This is a genomic window from Planomonospora alba, assembly GCF_039534085.1.
Lineage (GTDB): Bacteria > Actinomycetota > Actinomycetes > Streptosporangiales > Streptosporangiaceae > Planomonospora_B > Planomonospora_B alba.
The window spans coordinates 78,040-93,770 of record NZ_BAAAUT010000010.1 but is presented as its reverse complement, the minus strand read 5'-3'; the positions used below and the strand labels follow the sequence as shown (position 1 = coordinate 93,770).

Here is a 15,731-nt window from a genome sequence, read left to right as displayed (position 1 = left end):
GGGGGAGGCGGCCGGCGGCGCTTAGGAGAGGCGCTCCAGGACCATGGCCATGCCCTGGCCGCCGCCGACGCACATGGTCTCCAGGCCGATGGTCTTGTCGTGGAAGCGGAGGCTGTTGATCAGCGTGGAGGTGATCCGGGCGCCGGTCATGCCGAACGGGTGGCCCACCGCGATCGCGCCGCCGTTGACGTTGAGCCGGTCGATGTCGACGCCCAGTTCGCGGTAGGACGGGATGACCTGGGCGGCGAAGGCCTCGTTGATCTCCACGAGGTCCACGTCGTCGATGGACATGCCCGCCCGGGCCAGGGCCTGCCTGCTGGCCTCGATCGGGCCCAGGCCCATGATCTCGGGGGACAGGCCGCTCACGCCGGTGGACACGACCCGGGCGAGCGGGGTGATGCCCAGCTCGGCCGCCTTGGTGTCGCTCATCACGATCACGGCGGCGGCGCCGTCGTTCAGCGGGCAGCAGTTGCCCGCGGTGACCGTGCCGTCGGGGCGGAAGACCGGCTTGAGCTGGGAGACCGCCTCGTAGGTGGTGCCGGGGCGGGGGCCGTCGTCCTTGCTGACCACGGTGCCGTCGGGCAGGGTCACCGGCGTGATGTCCTTCTCCCAGAAGCCGTTGGCGAGGGCCTTCTCGGCGAGGTTCTGGGAGCGGACGCCGAACTCGTCCTGCTCGGCGCGGGAGACGCCCTTGAGCGCGGCCACGTTCTCCGCGGTCTGCCCCATCGCGATGTAGATGTCGGGCACCCGCCCGTCCTCGCGGGGGTCGCGCCAGACCGGGGCGCCGCCCTCGGCGGCCTTGGCCGTACGGGCCGTCGCCTCGTCGAACACCGGGTTCTGCGTGCCGGACACCCCGTCGGCGCTGCCCTTGGCGAGGCGGGAGACGCACTCCACGCCCGCCGAGATGAACACGTCGCCCTCGCCCGCCTTGATCGCGTGCAGGGCCATCCGGGTGGTCTGCAGCGAGGACGAGCAGTAGCGGTTGACGGTGGTGCCGGGCACGCCGTCCAGGCCGAGCAGGGTGGAGACGACCTTGGCGATGTTGTAGCCCTGCTCGCCGGCGGGCTGGCCGCAGCCCAGCATCAGGTCGTCGATGGTGGTGGGGTCGAGCTGGGGGACCTTGTCCAGCGCGGCCCTGATGATCTGCGCGGTCAGGTCGTCGGGGCGGATGTCCTTGAGCGACCCCTTGAACGCGCGTCCGATGGGCGAGCGCGCGGTTGCGACGATGACTGCCTCGGGCATGTGGGCTCCCTGTGTCCATGGCGACGCGGCGCGTCGCGGCGAGACGGCCGCCACCGCCCTCCCCCGGCGCGCTCCGTCGCGCTCCGCGGTCCGGCGGCGGACCCTCTCGCGGGTTCTGCAAATCGCTCCTTGAGCGGAGGTTACCCTGCGGTACGCCGGGGGCCACGACCCGGGGTGGCAAGAAACAGAACTTTGTTACGGAATGCCAAACGGGTCCGTTGTTCGAGGGATCCGGGCACAGTCGGCCCGGCCGCCCGCTAGCCGTACATGCCGGGAGCGGTGGCGGTGGCGTCCTGTACGGCGTGCAGGCCGCCCTTCTCGTCCCGCCAGATCCGCCAGCCGTTCTGGCTGCCGGTGAACCATCCGGGAGGGGCTCCGGCGCCGGACGTCCGCTTCCCGGTGGCCAGGTCGAACTGGCACAGCGAGGCCACCGAGTAGAACCCCGGGCTCTGGCCCTTGAGCGCCAGCGGCTTGGGGTCGGTGACGCAGAAGGACCAGCCGCGCTCCTCCTCGACCTCGGCCGGCCGACCGGTGGCCAGGTCGAAGGCGGTGCCGCGCTTGTCGTGCCGGAGGAAGCCGATCCGGTCCATCCGGGCGGGGAAGGCCAGCCACCAGCCCGCGCCGGGCACGTCGGTCGCGGGGATCTGGCCGAGGACCCGGCCGCTCTCGGGGTCCAGCCGGGCGAAGCCGCCGTACTGGCCCTGCTGGTCGACCGGGCGGACCACCGGGGCGACCCCGGGGTTGCCGCTGGGGTAGACGCGCACGACCGAGGGGCGGATCCAGTTGACGGAGCCGTCGGAGAGCTTCACGGAGAAGAGCCCGAAGGAGGAGACCTTCTTGGTCCGGGGGTCGGTGTAGGGGGCGACGTAGCCGACGAGGTTCTCGGCCGTCGCCCCGAACGACCAGCCGCCCGACATGGTGACGCCGGGGCCGAGCGCCTGCTCGATGGGCTGCTGCCAGACGACCTTCCCGGTCCGCAGGTCGTAGGCCTCCAGCAGGGGGTTGCGGGCCAGGCGCAGGAAGACCACGCGGGAGGCGTTCGACCACTCGACCTCGGCGATGCCGGGCAGGCGCCACAGCACCTTCCCGGTGGCCGGGTCGAGCACGACGACCCGGGCGCTGGAGAGCGCGGTGTTCTCCGCCACGCACACGAGGGTCCCGCACTTCTGCGGGCCGAAGGTCGAGTGGACCGGACGGGTCCACCGCGCGGCCCCGGTCCGCGCGTCCCGGCCGACGAGGGCGGCGTTCCACCGCCGCCGCGTGGGCGGGTCGACGGTCACGGCGACGGTCCGGTCCTTGCCGGTCTCGACGACCGCCGGCGCCGGGACGCCCATCCCCGGCAGGCGGCCCGCCATGGTCGCGGGGGCGGCCCACAGCCTCTTGCCCGACTCCAGGTCGAGGGCCACCGTCTCCAGCGTCCCGTCGGGCTTCAGCGACGTCGTCGCGGCCACGCCGCCGGCGATGGTGGTGCGGCTGACCGCGTTCACCTGGGCGTTGTGCCAGGTGGGGTAGCTGGGGGTGGCCGCCTGGCTGCCGGCGCAGCCGGCGGCCAGGGTCAGGGCTCCGGCGAGCACCACGGCTGGTTTCGCGTGAGGCCGGGTCACGGGCATCCACTCCAAAAGGGGGCGAGGCGTGACGACATCGCCGCGGAGGGTGATCGCGCTCAGGCGTCGTGGGGCAGCGCCCCGGGGCGTCGGCGGAGCAGTGTCACCCACCGCCCGTGGGGACCCGTGGCTCGGCCGGCGACCCGGGTCGCGGACACCTCGGCGCCGGGCTCCTCCGCGGCCTTAGCCGCCGCAAGGTAAACCGACTGACCGCGCACGGGCTGCGGCTCGGGCCACAGCTCCAACGCAGTGCAAACAGACGGTAGCACCGCGTAAGCGACTTGGGCGTAGCCTCGGCGAGATGGATGGTAACGGTCGGGTCCGAACATTTCGTGGGGGTTTTTGGCGAACTCCTCCCCCAGGAGGTCGGCGAAGGCCACCGTCCGCCCCCCCGCCTCGATGACCGCGACGGTCTGCGCCGCGGCGAGCTGGCGGCTCCAGCGCCGCGTCACCCACCGCAGCGGCTGGGGGAGCGGCCGGACCGTGCCGAGGTCCGGGCAGGTGCCCACGACCACCTCGGCCCCCGCCTCGCGCAACCGCCGCACGGCCTTCTGCAGATGCCGTACGGCCTGCGCCGGGAACGTCTGGGTGGTGATGTCGTTGGCGCCGATGAAGACGACCGCGATCTCCGGCCGCGCCTCCAGGGCCCGGTCCACCTGCTCGGCGAGGTCGGCGGAGGCCGCACCCGACACGCCCGCCACCGTGAGCCGCACCGGGCGCTCGGCGACGGCGGCCAGGCCGCACGCGATCAGCACGCCGGGGGTGTCGGCGGGGTCGGTCATGCCCAGGCCGACGGAGGTGGAGTCGCCGAGCATCACCATCCGGATCGGCTCGCCGGAGAACGCGCCGTAGACCCCGTCCGAGGGCGGCCCCTCCATGCCGTGCGGGCGGCCGACGATCTTCCGGGCCAGCACGGCCTCGGCGAAGAGGATCCCGTAGGTCGCCGCGCCGAGCAGCGTCAGCCCGCCTCCTCCCACGGCCGCGGCGGCCGCGATGCGCCGTGCGGCCCGCGCCGCTCCGGGTGTCCAGTTCACACGTCCGGGTGTCCAGCTCACGCGCCCTCCGTCCTCCCTGCGCCCGCCGGAGCGCGGGACCGCGGCCGGTGCGCCCCCGCCCGCCCGGGTACGGCGTGCCCGGACCGGAGGAGGGCACCGGCGGCGTCCGCGCGGCCGGTGGTGACCGGTGACCCCGTCGTACCCGCCACGACACGGCGCGTCGCCGCGCGACGGTAGCGTTTGAGGTGAGACACCGGGTCCCGGTCACCCTCTGGGATCTCGGTACCCGACAGAGCAAGCTGACAAAGCTTCGGTATTTCGAGGTGATCATCGCGATGCGCGTACATGACTCGCTTGTGGAGCTGATGGGCGACACCCCGCTCGTCAGGCTGCACAAGGTGACGGCGGGCCTGCCGGCCCAGGTGCTCGCCAAGGTCGAGTACTTCAACCCCGGCGGCTCGGTGAAGGACCGCATCGCGGTGCGCATGGTCGAGGCCGCCGAGAGGTCGGGCGAGCTGCGGCCCGGCGGCACGATCGTGGAACCCACCTCGGGCAACACCGGCGTCGGCCTGGCGATCGTGGCCCAGCAGCGCGGCTACAAGTGCCTGTTCGTGGTGCCGGACAAGGTCGCCCAGGACAAGATCTCGGTGCTGCGGGCCTACGGCGCGGAGGTCGTCGTCTGCCCGACCGCCGTCGCGCCGGACCACCCCGACTCCTACTACTCGGTCTCCGACCGGCTGGCCCGGGAGATCCCGGGCGCCTGGAAGCCCGACCAGTACTCCAACCCCAACAACCCGGACAGCCACTACCACTCCACCGGTCCGGAGATCTGGGAGCAGACCGAGGGCCGGATCACCCACTTCGTCGCGGGCGTCGGCACGGGCGGCACGATCAGCGGCACCGGCCGCTACCTCAAGGAGGTCTCCGGCGGCCGGGTGAAGGTCATCGGAGCCGACCCCGAGGGCTCGGTCTACTCCGGCGGCACCGGCCGGCCGTACCTGGTGGAGGGCGTCGGCGAGGACATCTGGCCGGCGACCTACGACACCACGATCTGCGACGAGATCATCGCGGTCTCCGACAAGGACTCCTTCGGCATGACCCGCCGCCTGGCCCGGGAGGAGGCCCTGCTGGTGGGCGGCTCCTGCGGCATGGCCACGGTCGCGGCGCTGCGCGTGGCCGCCACGGCCGGGCCGGACGACGTGGTCGTCGTGCTGCTGCCCGACGGCGGCCGCGGCTACCTGTCGAAGATCTTCAACGACGAGTGGATGGCCGACTACGGCTTCCTGACCACCTCCTCGGAGGAGGGCCTGGTCAAGGACGTGCTGAACCGCAAGGGCACCAGCCTGCCGGAGTTCGTGCACACGCACCCGCACGAGTCGGTGGACACCGCCATCTCCATCATGCGGGAGTACGGCGTCTCGCAGCTGCCGGTGATGAAGGAGGAGCCGCCGGTCATGGCCGCCGAGGTGGTCGGCTCGATCGTGGAGCGCGACCTGCTGGACGCCCTCTACCGGGGGCGGGTGCGCCCGCAGGACCCGCTGGCCGCCCACATGTCCCCGCCGCTGCCCATGATCGGCGCCGGTGAGCCCGTCTCGCACGCGGTTGACGCCCTGGAGAAGGCCGACGCCGCCGTGGTCCTCGACGACGGCAAGCCCGTCGGCCTGCTCACCCGCCAGGACCTGCTGGCCTTCCTGGTCAACTGACCGCGAACTCCACGAACACCTCCCAGGCCCCCTCGGGGGTGGGGCCGGCGTACATGCGGCCGCCGAGCGCCTCGACGCGCTCGGCCATGCCGACCAGGCCGAAGCCGCCGCCGAGGCGGGAGATCTTGGAGTCGGAGGCCGAGCCGTAGTTCCGCACGCGGAGCCGTACGGCCCCGTCCGCGAGCCGCAGGTCGGCCTCCACCCAGCCGGTGCCGGGCGCGTGGCGGCGGACGTTCGTGAGGGACTCCTGCAGCACGCGGTGGAGGGTGGTCATCACCTCCGGCGGCAGCGTCTCGTCGGTGATGTCCTTGCCGATCTCGAACGCCACCTGGGGGCCGTGGGCCGAGAACCGCTCCACCAGCAGGCGCATGTCGGCCAGGCGGGTGCCGGGGGAGCGGGCGGCCTCGTCCGCCCGCAGGACGCCGACCAGGCGGCGCATCGAGGTCAGCGCGTCGGCGCCGGCGCCCGCGATCGCGTCGAGCGCGGGGGCCACCGCCTCCGGCTTGGCCTCGGCGACGACCTTGGCCGCCTGCGCCTGGACCACGATCCCGGTGATGTGGTGGGCGACGAGGTCGTGCAGCTCCCGGGCGAGCTCCAGGCGCTCGGCCCGCCGTACGGCGTGCACGGCCTCGCGGCGGCGCTCCATCTGGAAGCGGAGGTAGGCACCGATGCCGGCGGCCGTGGACCAGGCGACGAAGAGCATGAACCCCGCGGCCAGGGAGGCCGCGCCCTGCCCGGTCCGGCCGGCGGAGGCCTCCAGCACGAGCATCGCGGCCACGGCGAAGAACGCCGCGTTCCTGACCGGCTCGATCCAGCGCAGCCCGCCGATGGTGAGGATGAGCAGCGCGCCGGTCTCGGCGAAGCCCGGGGTGGAGTCGTCGGACGGCGTCGCCCCGGCGAAGACGGTGGCGGTGAAGGACAGCACCATCAGGATCACGAAGGGGCGGACGCGGTTCCTGCGCCGCCGCCACACGGCGTAGATCCCGTAGCCGCCGGTGCCGAGGACCAGCAGGTGCGTCGGCTCGGTCGAGCTCACCACCACCGCCACGTCCAGCAGGAGCAGCAGGCCCAGCCAGCAGTACATCGCGATCTCGCTGAGCCGCCGGATCCAGTAGACGATGCGATGCGTTTCGCGATGCGTGTCCCCCACGGCCGTCGAGCCTAATCCCGATGACCGATCGGACATATCAGCCGTTCGGCCGAGTCGTCCGGTGCGGGACCGGCTCTTCAGCGGAGGCGGGGGCCCGGGTCCCTGGCGGATGCTTGAAGCGTCGAAGGGGAGAGGGAAATGACCATCATCGGGATCGTGCTGCTGGCCGTCGGACTGGTCGCCGTGGCGTCCCTGGTGCTCGCCGACCCGGTCCTGCTGTCCCGCATCGGCGGGGAGCCCGCCGAGGGGGCGAGCGGCCGCCACGTCCAGGCACCGCCGATCACCAGGGGGGCGGAGGAGCCGTCACCGGTCGCCGGGCGGGTCCCGGCCGGGACGGCACGGGCGGTCGCGGAGCCGGCTCCCGCCGCCGGGCCGGTGCCGGGCGCGGCCGTGGTGCCGCTCCCGCGCCGCCCGGGCGACCACGAGCCGCAGGCCGCGTAGCCGCCCCCGGACGCCCCCGGGCATGCGGGGGCGCCCGGGGTTCCGGGGACGGGCCGGCGGGCGGCGGAGGGGACCGCCGCCCGCGGGCGCCTGCCGGGCCGCGCTCCGGGCGGGCTGCCGGGCCGCGCTCCGGGAGAGCCGCGGGAGGGCGCTCCGGGAGCGCGGCGCTGCGCCGTTCGGGGGGCGGGGCGCGGGCGGAGTAGCGTGTGCCGTATGAGTGAAGGATTCGAGACCCTGGCCATCCACGCCGGTCAGGAGGCCGACCCCCAGACCGGGGCCGTCGTGCCGCCCATCTACGCGGTGTCCACCTACAAGCAGGACGGCGTGGGGGGACTGCGCTCCGGATACGAGTACAGCAGGTCGGCCAACCCGACCAGGACCGCCCTGGAGGAGGCCATGGCCGCCGTCGAGGGCGGCGCCCGCGGTCTGGCCTTCGCCTCCGGGCTGGCGGCCGAGGACACCCTGCTCCGCACGGTCTGCAGGCCCGGCGACCACGTGATCATCCCGAACGACGCCTACGGCGGCACCTACCGGCTCTTCGCCAAGGTGCACGAGCTCTGGGGGCTGCACTACGACCCCGTGCCGCTCGGCGACCTGGCCGCCGTGGCGGCCGCCGTCACCCAGAAGACCAAGGTCATCTGGGTCGAGACGCCCACCAACCCGCTGCTGACCGTGGCCGACATCGCCGCCCTGGCGCAGCTCGCGCACGACTGCGGCGCGCTGCTCGTGGTGGACAACACCTTCGCCTCGCCGTACCTGCAGCAGCCGCTGGCACTGGGCGCGGACGTCGTGGTGCACTCCACCACCAAGTACGTCGGCGGCCACTCCGACGTGGTCGGCGGCGCGCTCGTCGCCCGGGACGCCGAGCTGGGCGAGCGGCTCGCCTACCACCAGAACGCGATGGGCGCGGTGGCCGGGCCGTTCGACGCGTGGCTGACGCTGCGCGGCCTCAAGACGCTCGCGGTGCGGATGGACCGCCACTGCGACAACGCCGAGCGGGTGGTGGACCTGCTGCTGGCGCACCCGCGGGTGACCTCGGTGCTCTACCCGGGCCTGCCCGAGCACCCCGGCCACGAGGTGGCGGCCAAGCAGATGAGGCGCTTCGGCGGCATGGTCTCCTTCCGGGTCGCCGGCGGCGAGGAGGAGGCGGTCGAGGTGTGCAACCGGGCCAGGCTGTTCACCCTGGGCGAGTCGCTGGGCGGCGTGGAGTCGCTGATCGAGCACCCGGGCCGGATGACCCACGCCTCCGCCGCGGGCTCGCCGCTGGAGGTCCCCGGAGACCTCGTCCGCCTCTCGGTCGGCATCGAGACGATCGACGACCTGCTGGCCGACCTCTCCCAGGCCCTGGGCTAGGCGGCGGCACGCGGCGGCCCTGGGCTGGCCGGCCTCTCCCAGGCCCTGGGCTGGGGCGGCGGCACGCGGTGCCGCGCGTGGCGGGGGCCGAGCCCCCGCGGGTCTCCGCGGAGGTCTAAGGGTTGCCCCAGACCATCAGCACCAGGATGACCATCCAGATCAGCGTGATCAGGCCGGAGAGCGTGGCGATCCGGCCGGTCTGCACCTTGGCGTCGTCCTGCGGGTCCTCATTGCTCAGGGCGCGCAGGGCGGCGCGCTGGTCCCGCTCCACGACGGCCAGGAGTACGGCGGCGACGATGAAGAGCGTCATGGAGACCGTCAGGTACGGCCTGCCGAGATACTCCAGGCCGACCAGCACGCCGAACAGGAAGACGCCGACGGAGGCGATGGCGTAGACGCGTGTCGTCGTGTGCAGGTAGCGCAGGACGCCGACGTTCCGCGCGCGGATGAACCGGGGGGTGGACATGGTCACGGCGACGACCGGCCCCAGGGTGAAGATCGCGAAACCGATGTGCAGCCAGAGCAGCAGATCTGTCATACGCCGACATTAACCGTCGGCGATCTCGTCCGGGCGCGGCTCCGGCGCCTTCCGCGGTCCGGGCCGCGCCGCCCTCCGGCGCCGCGGCCCGGGCACCCCCGGGCGGCCCCGCCGGAGTCCCCGCCCGGCGGGAGGACGGCGGCGGATCGTCCCGATTCCGCCCTGAGCACACCGGAGCAGTGAGTAGGATCACTCCGGGCCTGTTTCCCGTGGGAGGCCGGCGGCGCCGAGGCCGCGGCCGTGCCGGGCGGGCGCCGGACCTGATCGTGCACGAAGGCACAAGGGAGTGCCCGCTGTGACTGTGAAGCATGTCGAGCCGTACACCGAGGAGTGGCGGCACCAGCCCGTCTTCTACCTCCGCCAGGTCGTCGAGGCCCTGGGCGCGCAGGTCGAGACCTGGTGGGCGGGGCCCTGCGACCCCCGGGCCGGGACCGTCCGCCTGACCGGCGGGGACGCGCTGGTGTGGGACGAGGAGAGCGGCTGGTGCTGGGGCCGCTTCGTCTCCGGCGGCCCGGGCCGCTGCACCGTGCTGGCGGACCACCGCTATCTCGGCGGCGGCCTGCTGCTCCGCCCCGAGCGGGTGCCCGGCGCCGTCGCCGAGGCCCGGGCGGGTGTGGGCAACAGCACGGCCTGGCGCCCCTGCTACCGCTCCTACCGGCACTACCGCGACGGCTTCGACCTCGCCCTGGACCACTACGCGGCCTCCGCCTGACCCCGGCCGGGCCTGGCCGGGGTCGTCCGCGGCACCGGCCCGGCCGGGCGGCCTCCGTCCGATCCCGGCCGGCCCCGTCCGCCCTTCCCGGCCGCCGGGCCGGGACCGCGGGGTCAGCGCTTGCGGCGGGTGCGCAGGAAGTCGCTGACGACGTACTCGCCGAGGCGGTCGGCGCTGGAGGAGAAGACCCGGCCGCCGTTGCGCCGGGCGACCTCGTCCACGAACTCCTTCAGCCGCTCGTCCTCGGCGAGCATGAACACGTTGAGCGTCGCCCGGCGCCGCGTCATCTTGTCCACCTCGGCGAGCGTCAGCTCCAGCGTCTCGCGGGTGGGCGGCCACTCGAAGGCGTAGGTGCCGTTCCGGCGCAGGTGCGAGGTGGGCTCGCCGTCGGTGACCACGAGCACGACCGGCTCGAAGTCGGGGTGGCGGTCCAGGTGGCGGCCCGCGATCAGCAGGGCGTGGTGCAGGTTCGTGCCCTGGACCATGTCCCACTCCAGCCCGGCCAGCTCGTCCGGCTGCAGCACCCGGGCGTAGTTGGAGAAGCCGATGATCTGCACCGCGTCCTGGGGGAACTTGGAGCTGACCAGCGCCTGCAGGGCCAGCGCCGTCTGCTTGGCCGCCGCCCAGGTGCCGCGCAGGGCCATCGAGTAGGACAGGTCCACCAGCAGGCACACCGCCGCCGCGGTGCGCCGCTCGGTCTCGGCCACCTCGAAGTCGTCCACGGACAGGGCGACGGCGCCCCCGCCGTGACCCCCGCGGCGGACCCCGCCCCGCCGTACGCCGTTGACGACCGTGCGGACCACGTCGATCGGCTGCTCGTCGCCGAACCGCCAGGGCCGGGTGGAGCCGGTGAGCTCCCCGGCGGCGCCCGCGTCGGTCTGGTCGTGGTCGCCGCGGCGGCCCGAGTCGAGGGAGGAGAAGACGCGGCGCAGGGCGGTCTCGCCGAGGCGGCGCACGGCCTTGGGGGTGAGCTCCAGCCGGCCGCGCCTGCGCTGCAGGTAGCCCTGGCGCTCCAGCTCGCGCTCGATCCGCCGGAGCGCGTCGAGGTCGTCGACGGCCGAGCGGCCCAGTGCCCGGCGGATCGCCGCCTCGTCGACGTCGTCCAGCCGGGCGCCCGGATAGTCCTGCCGGAGCGCGGCCTCCAGCCGGGTCAGGTCGGCGAGCTCGTCCAGCGCGGTCACCGCGTCGGCCATGCCCATCGGCGCCTCGCCGGTGAGCCGCTCGGGGGTGTTCCAGGCGAGGTCGGGGCGGCGGGCCCGGAGGGACTCGCCCAGGCGGCGCATCTGCTCGGCCAGCCCGGCGTCCTCCAGCGTCTGGTTGACGAGGTTCGCCAGCTCCTCCCGCTGGGCCGGGGTGAGCGAGGCCAGCAGGCGCGCCGTCGCGGCGGCCCGGCGGGCGAGGGTGTCGACCAGCTCCTCCAGGTTCCGCGGCGACTCGGGGAACATGTCCCCGTACTCCGCCATGAAGCGGTCGAAGTCCTCCTGGGTGTGCTCGCCGCGCGCGTCCCGGTCGAGCATGCCGTTGAGGTCGGCCATCATCCTGCGGACCCGCTCCATCGCGGCCGGGTCGGGGTCGGCCAGCGCCTGCCGCATGCCCCGGAACTGGCTGTCGAGCACCTCCCGGCGGAGCAGGTCGCGCAGCTCGTCGAAGGTCCGCCGGGCCGCGGCCGACCGCCAGTCGTAGGTGCCCAGCGACTGGATCGCGCCGGCCGGGTCGTCCGGCACGCCGTCCAGCAGCGACAGACGCAGTCGCGTCTCGTCGTCGGACGGGTCGGGACTGCGCCCACCCGGGGGAGGACCCCCGGCCCCCCCCAGGAGCTCGGCCCGCTCCTGGCCGATCGCCTTGTCCAGCAGCGCCCGGGCCCGCTCCAGCGTGCCGTCCAGGCGACCGCGCTCGCGCAGCTCGCGGCGGCGGCGCCGTACCTCCCGGAGCAGGTCGTCCAGGCCGCGGCGGTTCTCGGCACCGGGCAGGCCCTGGCGGAGCAGGTCGCGCAGGGCGTGGTCGGGGTTGGAGCCGGACAGCACGGCGTCGCCCATCCGGTCGAGCGCGGCGCGCACGTCGTACGGCGGGGCGAGCGGGTCGGGCCCGTCGCGGTACTCGCCGTAGCGGTAGCCGCTCACCGCCCGCCCCCCGTACGGCGGGCGGGCCGCGGCGGGCGCCGCGGGAGCGCGGAACGGTCGGACATGGGGGTCTCCTCGATCCTGGCGGGCGGAGGCGTGCGGTGCGGGCGGCGTGCCGCTAGGTGCGGTAGACCGCCGTGCCGTCCACCTCCTCCTTGGACAGCCTGCGCAGCAGGTAGAGCCCCTCCAGGGTGAACTCCAGCGCAGCGGCGGCGTGCCCGGGCGACTCGTCGCCGATGCCGAGCCGGGACATGATCCTGGCCAGGCCGTCCACCGGGCCGATCCCGCGCAGCAGCTCGGCGGCGGGCACCAGCGGGCCGGACTCGACCTGGACGCCCTCGGAGAAGCGCTCCAGCAGCGCCGACAGGTCCATGCCGCCGAGGCTGCCGCGGAACGTCTCGGCGACGGCCCGGCGGAGCAGGTGCGCCAGGACCTCGATCTCCCGGCCCTCCTCGCTGACCTCGAACTCCACCTTGCCCCGGAGCGTGTGCACGATGCCCGGCAGGTCGGCCACCCGCGCCACCGCGCGCTCCTCGCCGGTCAGCGCGGCCCGCCGCAGCGCGGAGGCGGCGGCGGTCTCGGCCGCGGCGATGGAGAAGCGGGCCGAGACGCCGGAGCGGGAGTCCACCGCGGTGGACTCGCGGACCAGCCGGGTGAAGCGGGCGATCACCTCGACCAGGTGGCCCGGGAGGTCGGCCCCCACGTCACCGAGGGCGGCCTCCTGGCGGATGAGCTCCAGCTCGGTCTCGATCGTGAGCGGGTAGTGGGTGCGGATCTCCGCGCCGAAGCGGTCCTTCAGCGGGGTGATGATCCGGCCGCGGTTGGTGTAGTCCTCGGGGTTGGCGCTGGCGATCAGCAGGATGTCCAGCGGGAGGCGCAGGTTGTATCCCCGGACCTGGATGTCGCGCTCCTCCAGCACGTTGAGCAGCGAGACCTGGATACGCTCGGCCAGGTCGGGCAGCTCGTTGACGGAGAAGACGCCCCGGTTGCTCCGCGGGACCAGGCCGTAGTGCACGGTCTCCGGGTCGCCGAGCGTGCGCCCCTCGGCGATCTTGATCGGGTCGACGTCGCCGATCAGGTCGCCGACGGAGGTGTCGGGGGTGGCGAGCTTCTCGCCGTAGCGCTCGTCGCGGTGCCGCCAGGAGACCGGCAGCTCCTCCCCCGCGGACTCCGCCAGGCGGCGGCAGCGCACGCAGGAGGGCGCGTAGGGGTGGTCGTTGATCTCGCAGCCCTCCACGACCGGGGTCCACTCGTCGAGCAGACCGGCGACGGTGCGGATGAGCCGGGTCTTGCCCTGGCCGCGCTCACCGAGCAGGACCAGGTCGTGGCCGGCGAGCAGGGCGCGCTCCAGCTGGGGCAGGACCGTGTCGTCGAAGCCCACGATGCCGGGGAAGCGCGGCTGCCCGGACCGGAGGCGGGCCAGGAGGTTCTCGCGGATCTCGGCCTTCACCGTGCGGTGGACGTGGCCGCTCGCGCGCAGCTCGCGGAGTGTACGTGGCTCTGGGAATGCAGGCACGGGATCGAGACTACGTCGCCGGAGCCGAAACCGGCAGTCTCGCCCCGGCCGGGAGTCCCGGCCCATTGCCCGGCGGCGGGGCGCGTGCCTGCTGTCTCAGTGGGGAGAATCGCTCAAAGGAAGCCTTGCACGGCCCGGAAAAGACTTCGGGCGCCGAAGGCTTCGGATGAGAGAGGGAGGCGAGACGAGTGGCTCTGTTGACCAGCCGCTTCGCCGACGGTCTCGCCGTGGGCTCCGATCTGGTCGCGGCGGCGGAGTCCGCGGTGAACCAGGCCCTGCGCGGGCTGGACAAACCGCCGGACCTGGTGTGTTTCTTCGTCTGCGGTGACGACCCCGACGACGTCTCCCGCGCGGGCATGCGCGCGATGAGCATGGCCGCGGGCGCCGCGGTGATCGGTTGCAGTGCCACAGGGGTGATCGGCGACGGCCAGGGGGTCGAGCTCACCTCCGCGGTGAGCGCCTGGGCCGCCACCCTCGACGGCGCCCGGCTGACGACCTTCGCCCTGGACAGCCTCCGCACGGAGGAGCAGTTCGTCGTCGTCGGCCTGCCCGAGCCCGGCCCCGACGACAAGGCGGCGGTCCTGCTGGCCGACCCCTACAGCTTCCCGGCCGACGGCTTCGTGGAGCGCTCGGGGGAGGTGCTCGGGGACCTCCCGCTGGTCGGCGGCCTGGCCAACGCGCTGGAGGGCCGGGGCGCGGTGCGGCTGTTCGCCGACGGGAAGGTCTACACCGAGGGCGCCGTCGGCGTGCTCCTCGGCGGCGACCTCGACGTCAGCGCGGTGGTCAGCCAGGGCTGCCGCCCGATCGGCCCCTCCATGACCGTCACCGGGGTGGAGGAGAACCTCCTGCTGGAGCTGGCCGGGCAGCCCGCCCTGGCCCGGCTCGAGGAGATCGTCAGCGCGCTGGACGAGGACGACCGCGAGCTGGTCGCCTCCGGGCTGCAGATCGGCATCGCCATCGACGAGTACGCCGAACGGCACGAGCGCGGCGACTTCCTGATCCGGGGGGTGCTCGGCATCGATCCCGACCGCGAGGCCGTGGCCATCGGGGACATCGTCGAGATCGGCCGTACCGTCCGCTTCCAGGTGCGCGACGCGGCCACCGCCGACGAGGACCTCTACGAGCTGCTCGACGCGCACCGCGAGGAGTTCGGCCGGGTGGAGGGCGCCCTGCTGTTCTCCTGCAACGGCCGGGGCTCGGCCATGTTCGGCAGCGCCGACCACGACACGGCGGCGGTCAACGACATCCTGGGTCCGGGCGGTGTGGCCGGGTTCTTCGCGGCGGGGGAGATCGGCCCGGTCGGGAACCAGAACCACGTGCACGGCTTCACCGCCAGCCTGCTGGTGTTCTCCTCCCGTTAGCCCGCGGACCGGCCGTATGATCGCGCAATGCCCGGTTCCGTGCTTGCCGTCGACATCGGCGGGACGAAGTTCGCCGCCGCGCTGGTGGATCCCGACGGGGACGTCCAGGCGGCCCGCAGGGTCGCGACGCCTCCCGGAGGCGACGCGCACACCCTGTGGAAGACCCTCGACGCACTGGTCTCCGCCGTCGTGGGGGACACCCCGGTCGCCGGCGTGGGCATCGGCTGCGGCGGCCCGATGACCTGGCCCGACGGGGCCGTCTCGCCGCTGAACATGCCCGGCTGGCGGGCCTTCCCGCTCCGGGAGCGGCTGGCCGCGCGCTTCCCCGGCGTCCCGGTCCGCATCCACAACGACGCCGTCTGCGTGGCCGCCGCCGAGCACTGGCGGGGCGCCGGTCAGGGCAGCGCCAACATGCTCGGCATGGTCGTGTCCACCGGGGTGGGCGGCGGGCTGATCCTCGGCGGGCGGCTGATCGACGGCGGTACCGGCAACGCCGGGCACATCGGGCACGTCGTGGTCGACCCGGACGGGCCCGCCTGCGGGTGCGGCGGGCGCGGCTGCCTGGAGGCCGTCGCCCGGGGGCCGGGCCTGGCGGCCTGGGCGGTGGAGCAGGGCTGGGTCCCCGGCAGGGCCGCCGATCCCGGCGGCGCCTACGCGGAGGCCACGGCGGCGACCGGCAGGCAGCTGGCGCTCGACGCCGCCGCCGGGGACGGGATCGCCCTGGCGGCCATGCGCCGGGCCGGCAGGGCGGTGGGGCTGGCGATCGCCTCCGCCGCGCACCTGTGCGACCTCGACGTCGTCACCATCGGCGGCGGCCTGTCCCAGGCGGGCCCGCTGCTGTTCGAGCCGCTGGAGGAGGCCCTGCGGGCGCACGTCCGGCTGGAGTTCGCCCGCCGGGTCCGGGTCGTCCCCGCCGCCCTCGGCCAGGACGCCGGCCTCGTCGGCGCCGCCGCCCTGATCCTGGCCGCCGACCGCTACTGGTCGCCGGGGAGCTGA

The 15,731-nt window shown here is 74.2% G+C and carries 13 protein-coding genes; 6 read left to right on the top strand and 7 right to left on the bottom strand.

Features of this window, described 5'->3' with window-relative positions; all coding sequences use genetic code 11:
• Positions 1-21: 21 nt before the first annotated feature.
• From ABD823_RS08105 to ABD823_RS08095, 3 genes are all read right to left on the bottom strand, one after another.
• On the bottom strand, positions 22-1,242 hold the full coding sequence (locus tag ABD823_RS08105; protein WP_344857416.1) for an acetyl-CoA C-acetyltransferase: 1,221 nt from the start codon (positions 1,240-1,242) through the stop codon (positions 22-24).
• A 257-nt stretch (positions 1,243-1,499) separates the two neighbouring features.
• Complete coding sequence (locus tag ABD823_RS08100) at positions 1,500-2,852, bottom strand: PQQ-binding-like beta-propeller repeat protein (protein WP_344857414.1); 1,353 nt, start codon at positions 2,850-2,852, stop codon at positions 1,500-1,502.
• A gap of 53 nt (positions 2,853-2,905) precedes the next feature.
• A complete protein-coding gene (locus tag ABD823_RS08095; protein WP_344857412.1) occupies positions 2,906-3,880 on the bottom strand; it encodes an SGNH/GDSL hydrolase family protein in 975 nt (324 codons plus the stop codon).
• A gap of 296 nt (positions 3,881-4,176) precedes the next feature.
• Between ABD823_RS08095 and ABD823_RS08090 the strand changes: the two genes are divergently transcribed.
• A complete protein-coding gene (locus tag ABD823_RS08090; RefSeq protein ID WP_344857410.1) occupies positions 4,177-5,544 on the top strand; it encodes a cystathionine beta-synthase in 1,368 nt (455 codons plus the stop codon).
• Here ABD823_RS08090 and ABD823_RS08085 read toward each other — a convergent pair.
• Entirely contained in the window at positions 5,537-6,694 is a 1,158-nt protein-coding gene (locus ABD823_RS08085; protein WP_344857408.1) for a sensor histidine kinase, read from the bottom strand. The two genes, ABD823_RS08090 and ABD823_RS08085, sit on opposite strands and share 8 nt — an antisense overlap.
• Positions 6,695-6,832: 138 nt before the next feature.
• On the opposite strand from ABD823_RS08085, the gene ABD823_RS08080 reads away from it, so the two are divergent.
• Together ABD823_RS08080 and ABD823_RS08075 are read left to right on the top strand one after the other, a co-directional pair.
• A complete protein-coding gene (locus ABD823_RS08080; protein WP_344857406.1) occupies positions 6,833-7,135 on the top strand; it encodes a hypothetical protein in 303 nt (100 codons plus the stop codon).
• Between the two features lie 213 nt (positions 7,136-7,348).
• Positions 7,349-8,488 carry a cystathionine gamma-synthase gene (locus tag ABD823_RS08075; protein ID WP_344857404.1) on the top strand — a complete coding sequence of 380 codons (1,140 nt, stop codon included), beginning with the start codon at positions 7,349-7,351 and terminating at the stop codon, positions 8,486-8,488.
• Between the two features lie 115 nt (positions 8,489-8,603).
• On the opposite strand, the gene ABD823_RS08070 is transcribed toward ABD823_RS08075, so the two are convergent.
• The gene (locus tag ABD823_RS08070; protein WP_344857402.1) at positions 8,604-9,026 is read right to left on the bottom strand and encodes a hypothetical protein; all 423 of its coding nucleotides are present in this window, start codon (positions 9,024-9,026) and stop codon (positions 8,604-8,606) included.
• A gap of 295 nt (positions 9,027-9,321) precedes the next feature.
• Between ABD823_RS08070 and ABD823_RS08065 the strand changes: the two genes are divergently transcribed.
• On the top strand, positions 9,322-9,738 hold the full coding sequence (locus ABD823_RS08065) for a DUF6292 family protein (protein WP_344857400.1): 417 nt from the start codon (positions 9,322-9,324) through the stop codon (positions 9,736-9,738).
• Positions 9,739-9,851: 113 nt separating this feature from the next.
• On the opposite strand, the gene ABD823_RS08060 is transcribed toward ABD823_RS08065, so the two are convergent.
• Together ABD823_RS08060 and ABD823_RS08055 are read right to left on the bottom strand one after the other, a co-directional pair.
• A complete protein-coding gene (locus tag ABD823_RS08060) occupies positions 9,852-11,858 on the bottom strand; it encodes a vWA domain-containing protein (RefSeq protein ID WP_344857398.1) in 2,007 nt (668 codons plus the stop codon).
• Between the two features lie 118 nt (positions 11,859-11,976).
• The gene (locus ABD823_RS08055; protein WP_344857396.1) at positions 11,977-13,374 is read right to left on the bottom strand and encodes a sigma 54-interacting transcriptional regulator; all 1,398 of its coding nucleotides are present in this window, start codon (positions 13,372-13,374) and stop codon (positions 11,977-11,979) included.
• 188 nt (positions 13,375-13,562) lie between these two features.
• Between ABD823_RS08055 and ABD823_RS08050 the strand changes: the two genes are divergently transcribed.
• On the top strand, positions 13,563-14,735 hold the full coding sequence (locus tag ABD823_RS08050; protein WP_344857394.1) for an FIST signal transduction protein: 1,173 nt from the start codon (positions 13,563-13,565) through the stop codon (positions 14,733-14,735).
• A 27-nt stretch (positions 14,736-14,762) separates the two neighbouring features.
• Positions 14,763-15,731, top strand: a complete 969-nt coding sequence (locus ABD823_RS08045; RefSeq protein ID WP_344857392.1) for an ROK family protein — start codon at positions 14,763-14,765, stop codon at positions 15,729-15,731.

Excerpts from the sequence above, each read along its gene's own strand:
- ABD823_RS08100 (WP_344857414.1), bottom strand. The coding sequence starts at position 2,852 with ATGCCCGTGACCCGGCCTCACGCGAAACCAGCCGTGGTGCTCGCCGGA.
- ABD823_RS08070 (WP_344857402.1), bottom strand. The coding sequence starts at position 9,026 with ATGACAGATCTGCTGCTCTGGCTGCACATCGGTTTCGCGATCTTCACC.
- ABD823_RS08075 (WP_344857404.1), top strand. The coding sequence starts at position 7,349 with ATGAGTGAAGGATTCGAGACCCTGGCCATCCACGCCGGTCAGGAGGCC.
- ABD823_RS08105 (WP_344857416.1), bottom strand. The coding sequence starts at position 1,242 with ATGCCCGAGGCAGTCATCGTCGCAACCGCGCGCTCGCCCATCGGACGC.
- ABD823_RS08080 (WP_344857406.1), top strand. The coding sequence starts at position 6,833 with ATGACCATCATCGGGATCGTGCTGCTGGCCGTCGGACTGGTCGCCGTG.
- ABD823_RS08090 (WP_344857410.1), top strand. The coding sequence starts at position 4,177 with ATGCGCGTACATGACTCGCTTGTGGAGCTGATGGGCGACACCCCGCTC.
- ABD823_RS08045 (WP_344857392.1), top strand. The coding sequence starts at position 14,763 with ATGCCCGGTTCCGTGCTTGCCGTCGACATCGGCGGGACGAAGTTCGCC.